At 38.6% G+C, this 3782-nt stretch carries 2 protein-coding genes; both read right to left on the bottom strand.

Annotation, left to right across the window (positions count from 1 at the left end; genetic code table 11):
* Positions 1–392 precede the first annotated feature (392 nt).
* Positions 393–1304, bottom strand: coding sequence for a hypothetical protein (locus Q8907_14160; protein ID MDP4275415.1), 912 nt, complete (start codon positions 1302–1304; stop codon positions 393–395).
* Positions 1305–1370: 66 nt separating this feature from the next.
* Positions 1371–3782 (bottom strand): T9SS type A sorting domain-containing protein (locus Q8907_14155; GenBank protein MDP4275414.1); only part of this gene is annotated, 2412 nt, incomplete at its 5' end.

The following is a 3782-nucleotide window of genomic DNA, read 5'->3' as shown; positions in this document are numbered from 1 at the left end:
ATTAATACCTCGGCTACTTCCATCACTGCCTGATGGAATTCAGCTTCCCCGGGGTTCTTGGCAATTATCCTGGCCATAAAATCATTGACCTTTTCATTTAATAAATCAGACATAGTTTGGGTTTTTAGTTGGTAATTACAAATAATATTCTTTTAATGAATGTTAATTCAATTCGAAAAAATTATTAAAAACACAATTTATCAATAATTTAGATATTGATGGAAGTTTTTGGAAAAAAGTATAAAAGAAAGATGATAATGGAATTAAGAAAATCACCTGCCAGATTGCATTTGCAGCTGATTTATGATTTTATTCCACAGTAAAAGTTCAGGCATAAATATATACACCCAGCCGCGAATGTATAAATTTGTGCCTGACTTGATCTGCAGATTCTATCTGAACCTAAAACCGATGGTAACCATAAAACCGCCCAGGCCCACTTTTTCGGATAACGCGGTTGCACTGCTAAATGCATAATTCGAAGGCAAATAGACATATCCAGGTCCCTCAAACGGTCTTGTACCGTTCTCCGATTTTTTAAAATCAAAGCTACCCGGGTAATATTTTCCTTCAATATAGAAGTGGCCCTGAATACCCGGGAAAATTACACCTGCACCGATGAAAGGATTTATTCCACTATTCAATTCCAATTTGTTGTCTTCCTGTTTATGAGGCACTTCCGTATAAAAACCATGTTCAGAAAGATTAGTAAACGTTATTCCGAAATCTGGATAATATCCTGTTCTTGTATAGGTTCCCCTTTGTTTATAATTTGAAGTTTGAGCGATTGTGTATGCCACTCCCGGTTTTAAATAAAGAGTCCATTTACCGGGATTCCACTCTAACCTTAAACTTAGGGGTATTTCAATAACCGATGTTGTAAGGGACTCTTCCAAACCTTTCGCTTCAACTGTCAGATCAATATTATCTCCCTGATTATCCTTTAAATTTGTATAAGTCTTACTGTAACTGACCACCTTCACTTTGCCCGAAAGCTCGATATAACTCCCTCCCGTTTCCAGTCCAATCCATTTGGCAAATTTCAACTCGAAAAAAAGATTGCCTCCATAAGAAGGATCATTTTTAACACTGAGATTATCACCTTTAAGCATAAGGTTGAAAGTCCCTCCTTCACCTGAAAAGCCCCAATGCAACCTCGGATAATGAATCTCTTTTTTATTTATATCCCATTTATTTACAATAGTCTTACTTGAATCTGCCTTATTTTCTTCTTTAGTCTCCTGTGCCTGCAGTATGGCCGGAACCAATGTGCAGATCAAAACATATATTATTATTTGTTTCATTTTCTATGCTTTATGCAATGGATTAAAAATGCAGGTATCTACAAGAAGTAAGCACCTGCATTTCAATTATTTGTTGATAACTAATTTATTGACAGTCCGTTCGCCATCGCTCACAATTTCAAGCAAATAGACCCCGGGCATCAGGTTCGTGTTATTAAACCGGTACTGTACATCAGTATTAAATTCTCCGGAATAAACCAGTACACCCTTCATATCGAACAATCGGATGGTACCCGACTTTTGCTCCCCGAAATCAATGGTTACAATATCAGAAACATGTATAGGATTAGGATAAATTTTTATACTCGCAGATTTCTTCGAATTAACCACGTACTGACCATGTACTGTACATCCCGAACCGGCATCAGTGGCCCATACATCGTATGTACCAAAACGATTGTAAGTTATATACTGAACATTTTTCCCTAAATCCGATCCACCATACTTCCACACATAGTTGCTGAACAGGCCATCCGGATTTTTTACCAGCAGGATATCATTCCATTTTTTAACAATTTCAGGATAGGTAATATTTGCTTTGTATCCAAGCCTGATAGAATCCTCAGTCTGCAAACCACACATATCGCTTATCTCACATTTATACAGGCCTAAAGTATTATCACTGATTGAATCTATATTCATCTTGTTCAATCCATTAAACTTACTTAACAGATTTAGCCCGTAATACCATTTGAAATCCGAATTGCCATCGCCTTTTACTGTATCGACTTTAAGCGTTGTGGAGACATTCGGGCAAAAAAGCGTAGCTGTCTTATCCAGAATAATTAAAGCAGGGATACAGCTTCTTATCCTGAATTTAAAGGAGGTATCCCTTGTGCCGATTAAATTATTACCGGCATAAGCAACAGAATTGGCCGCTATTGCCAGTTTATAATCCTGGTCAAAACTCCAGGGAGTCTTATAATTAAGCGTCAACTGAGTACTATCGGCATTTAGACTGGTACTTTTAAGGTTTACAGCCGGGGTGATTTGTATTTTGCCTAAATTCATCCTTTGCACCGATTGATTGAAATATACCACAACAGGACCATAAATATTTTTATAAGTAGAATTTTGAGCAGGAGTAATTGAATCGATTTTTATGGTATCCGGTTTTTCAAGTTCATACGCGCCGATGTCAACCACACCCTGCAATATACGGGAATGAACATAATCCAAATCTGAAAGATAACCGAACGGCAATAAAGCATTGGATCCTTTATTGTAACAGGAAGAAAATCCGGACAATCGGTAATTGTTCCTGCCAACATCAATAAAACCCGGATTACCCTTTACATTTCCCGCACCGCTAAAACCACCCTTCACACAACTATAGGTTACTGCAGGCTGCCCGTCAATTTCCCCGGTACTGTTGCCAAAAATAATGGTATTGCCAATTGTTCCACCGCCGCTTATTCCGCCGCCGGTTGCTGCCGTATTATTCGTAATGGTTGAGCTGATTACCACGGGTTTGGAAGTTGCATCACTACATATTGCACCGCCGGCTGTTCCTGCCGTATTTCCATAGAACAGGCTATTGTATATGTAAGGAGACGAAGCCTTGCTGTTATAAATAGCAGCGCCGTTTGCAGCATGATTGTTTGTAAATATACAATTATAAACCTCAGGCGATGCATATAGGTTTAACATAGCCGCTCCATTGCCCGCATCGGAATTCCCGCCGGTTATGGTAAATCCGTCCACTAAAGCTCCGACAATAGAATCCTCAGCTAATGAAACCGTATCGCAAAAGACATGATAACTATTATCCGAAGCATCGCCCGAGATTCCTATATCTCCGGAAAGAATCGTCAAATTAGCTTTTGGGTTACGGTATTCCTCAAAGCTTTCAGTCCCGTTAAAGCCGCCATAAAGTGCAACCGCCGACTTTAATTTAAAAGAAGCATTGCGGTCGGTTACGGTTGCCGGCTTATAGGTACCGGCAGCCACCCAGACCTGATCGCCGGGATAAGAGGCATTCAGTGCATCAATAAGTTCTCCATAAGCACTGGCCCATGAGGTTCCATCTCCATTACTACCCGACTTAACATAAAGGGGATGATTATGCCCGACGTAAAAAGTTGTCGTATCCGACCAGTACGTAAAACTATCCACCACTGTTCCAACAATCCATTGGTAAGCCTTTCTTGGCTGATATGAATATAATGAAGCAAAATCATAAGTATTAAGAGAAGATTTATCAACAGGAATAGATTCATTTCCCTTTTCCCAGGCCTTTATCATAAAATTATGTGAAGCATTAATGTTACCATATTTATTAAGAGCCCATTGATAATCAATAATTTTATTAGAAAATGTCCCACTTTTATCCTGAGGGAAAATTGCTTTTGGCTTAGGCATTTCGTATACTCCAATGTCAACCATTAATCCCATCAACCTTAAATTTTTATCAATGTCATATTTTATATCTGAATATACATCAATTTCACCTTTATCTATACAAGGAGAATTAGGCTT

Source organism: Bacteroidota bacterium (assembly GCA_030706565.1).
Classification (GTDB): domain Bacteria; phylum Bacteroidota; class Bacteroidia; order Bacteroidales; family JAUZOH01; genus JAUZOH01.
The sequence above is the reverse complement of the archived record's forward strand: the minus strand, read 5'-3'. Positions and strand labels throughout refer to the sequence as shown.

What these genes read in the sequence shown, in the direction of transcription:
- Q8907_14160 (MDP4275415.1), bottom strand. Translation starts at nt 1,304, where the DNA reads ATGAAACAAATAATAATATATGTTTTGATCTGCACATTGGTTCCGGCC.